Raw genomic sequence first — 3,091 nt, 5'->3', positions numbered from 1 at the left:
CGCCTGCATCAGCCCGGCATTGACCACCGTGGTGGCCGCCGCCGAGAGGTTCTCGGTGGCGCGCAGCGTGCCGCTGTTGGCCAGCGTTCCGCCGGTGATCAGCGTGAGCTCGCGGCCCTGGATCAGCGCGCCGGTGGGCGCCAGCCGGCCTTCGCCCTGGGCGAGGTAGAGCACCGGCACCAGGACTTTTCCTCCCTCCTAGGAGAAAACAGCACTTCAGATCAGAGCTGAGTTCAACGGGTTTGCGACTAGTGTGGGCTAATTACCCAGACATAGGACTACTGACCGACATCGCGAAGGCCACCAGGACTCCGGACAAGCAGGGCGTTTGAAAACATGAAGAGTGGCCAGGCGGCGATGAAACCAAGCTGAATAATGTGGGTACATCACGTACAGCGACTGATAGCCAGCCTCAAAGCCCGCCCAACATCAATAGCATGACTCTTAGAGGGGATAACAACATAATCCGTCTCAGTGATTCCCTTCCCACTCCAAGCTTCCAATTTTTCGTGATGCATTGGCTGCATCACAATAGAATCACCAACCATTTCAATTAAACAACTTCTCATTTCCTTAAACATAGCCCTCTTATTCTTATAACCAAATTCAGCAATGACATTATCAACCCATGAATTGTATTGCGGAACAACCCTGCCCATGAAATCAAAAAACCCAGGGTCATCCTTAGGATCAATTTTTCGACTAGCAGCAAGTCCCTCCACAACAGCAGAGCCCAACTCTTCATCAGCAGCGTTCGGTTTTAGCATGAGCTGCCTACCCAGAGAATCAGGCAAACAATTCCAGAGCCCAGAATACGTCTCGACAAAGAAAAAATCCTTATTAGCCTTTACACAAACCCACGATCTTTTTTTCGGCTCATCCATAATCATCACTTTATAGAAATAATGACAACATTAACCTTTTGTGACTTCCCATACTCTATCGCACGATTAATCTGAACCCATTGAGCCGAAGTTGTTCCAGATGGTACAGCGATCTGCAACTCACGAACATTAATCATATTCTTGTTTAAAGTAATATTGCTTAAAGTATATGAGTCAAATTTAGCAACTGCATCGATATTCCCCTTCAGGGAACTATAGATCTGACTTGGATTTGCAATCTTAGCTGCAGTAGCCGTATCTAAAGTCTTAGCACTAATCGCCGTTCCAGTTGACACATCATAAAAATCAAAAGTCTTGAAGGCGGGCGGCAAGCGAGCTCCCGAAGGGAGTTGCGAAGCAAGATAATTCTCCCATGGCATCCCTTGATTTTGAATTCCTTTCCCCCATTCAATCCCTGTTTCTTGCCGATCTACAATACTACTTACCCATGGAGGGGTGCTTTCCGGCAAGCTTCCTGAAAGCGCCGCTTTTCTATCTGCTATTGAACTTAGAACCTTGCCTAATCCTTTCGCAGCAAGCCCCCCACCTACCTCAGAAAGGGGGATTCCGATCACAGCCAAACGTTGTGTTGTTGCCCAATCGTATTCGGATAGATAACCCGCCTCTAGCCCGCGCCCTTGCAGTTTGAGCAGAGTCTGATAATAGCTCTGCATTTGAGCATCATCAAAGGGGCCAATTTCGTCACTGAGCAGCGCATCCTTTATATGTGCAGGAGCCCCCACCAATGCAGCCAGTAGGGCTTGTACATCCCCCATTAAGGTGGCGTTCTTTGCCGCATCCTCATATCCAGCCAACTGCCCAGTTCGATAGTCTGCGGCCCAATTGGTAAGTCTCTGTGGATCAAAATTGTTTTCTAGATAGCTCCGTACTTCATTATTTGTCTCATACGCACTAAAAAGTGGCTTAAGGTTTATCAACTCATTTCTATACTCCTCGGCCGTTACGGAGAACAACTTGTGCTGTTTTCCATCGCTGTCGATGTAGACATCCGGCACTCTCGCTGCCTCAGCTAGGATGAAGGCTTCGGTAGCCGCATCACGTCCGTTGACACTTGTCCAGCCGATATCAGCCATTGCCGCACCGTATCGGTCCAAAGCCTGTCGGGCTTCTGCTTCGTTCAATGAAACCCCACGCTCCGACATGTAGCCAATATAGCGATCTACCAACTCTTGATCCGCGAGGAACTCAATTTCCTTCGGATGTAGCTGCCTGTTATAGAGATTGTCGTATTGGGCGATGTTCGAGCCCAGGTTGACGTCGCCCCCGGTAATTCCGGCTGCCACAGCACCAACAAGCTGGGAAGCCATCGATTCAAGATCCTTGTCACCCTTGACAAGCTCGGCAAGCTTGTTGGAAAGCGCCTCGTTGGCTCCAGCCGCCAATGCCCCGGTCGCAAAATCCCCGGTGGCTGCCTGGCTGATCAAACCTCCCACCAACGCCTTGACGGCAACCTTTTCCAGAGAGCCGCCTTCCAGCCCGAGATTTCCCACTTGGTTGAAGGCCGCCGCCGAAACCACATGGATGGCCGCCGAGGTGAGCGAAGCCGCCAGCTTCTCCTCAAAGCTCCCTCCATTTATGGCGGCATCCACGCCGGCTGAGACCACGGCCTTGCTTCCCTGATAGGCCGCGAATTTGCCCAAGCTGCTCCATTCGTTGAGGTTGAAGCTGGGGCCGGTCGTGCCCGCGCTGGCCTGCCCGGCGTTGGAGAGGTCGACGTCGATTCCCCCGCTGCCCGCGCTGCTCTTGTCGGCGAAGTAACCATCGATCAGGCCGGTCGTGATGCCTGCGGCTACCGCGCTCGTGAGGTAGCCCTTCATCGCTTCTTCCGAGAAGGTCGCGGACAGGGCCTTGCCCAAATCGCCGCCGCTGTTGATCGTATTGATGGCGGCATTGCTTGCCATCGACGTGATCGCGCTGGTCAAGGCCACGTTGGCCCAGCCAGCCGACACGGCCGCCGTTGTGGCCGTGGCCGGCACCGCGGCCGCCATCGCCGTGCCTGCCTGAGCGCCTGCGCCCACCGCTGCACTGGCCGCGCCCCAAGTGAGCACCGTCACCACGATGGCCACGATGATCGCCAGCCCCGCACCCATACCCGAGTGGCTGTACTTCCACTGGTCGTGGACTTCCTTCACCCGCTGCCAGTCGATGTCGCCCCGGCTCTCCATCTCCTTCAGCCACGCCAGCTT

The 3,091-nt window shown here is 53.6% G+C and carries 3 protein-coding genes; all 3 read right to left on the bottom strand.

Annotated elements, in window-relative coordinates; translation table 11 throughout:
• Window positions 1–180 (bottom strand): hypothetical protein (locus C7389_RS24580; protein WP_133595295.1); only part of this gene is annotated, 180 nt, incomplete at its 3' end.
• Window positions 181–386: 206 nt separating this feature from the next.
• Complete coding sequence (locus C7389_RS24575; protein WP_133595294.1) at window positions 387–884, bottom strand: contact-dependent growth inhibition system immunity protein; 498 nt, start codon at window positions 882–884, stop codon at window positions 387–389.
• A gap of 5 nt (window positions 885–889) precedes the next feature.
• On the bottom strand, window positions 890–3,091 hold a 2,202-nt coding region (locus C7389_RS24570), incomplete at its 5' end, for an endonuclease toxin domain-containing protein (protein ID WP_211342538.1).

The organism is Azoarcus indigens (assembly GCF_004361735.1).
In the GTDB taxonomy this organism is placed as follows: Bacteria; Pseudomonadota; Gammaproteobacteria; order Burkholderiales; family Rhodocyclaceae; genus Azoarcus; species Azoarcus indigens.
Note: the sequence above shows the minus strand (reverse complement) of the source record. Positions and strands in the feature narration are given on the sequence as shown.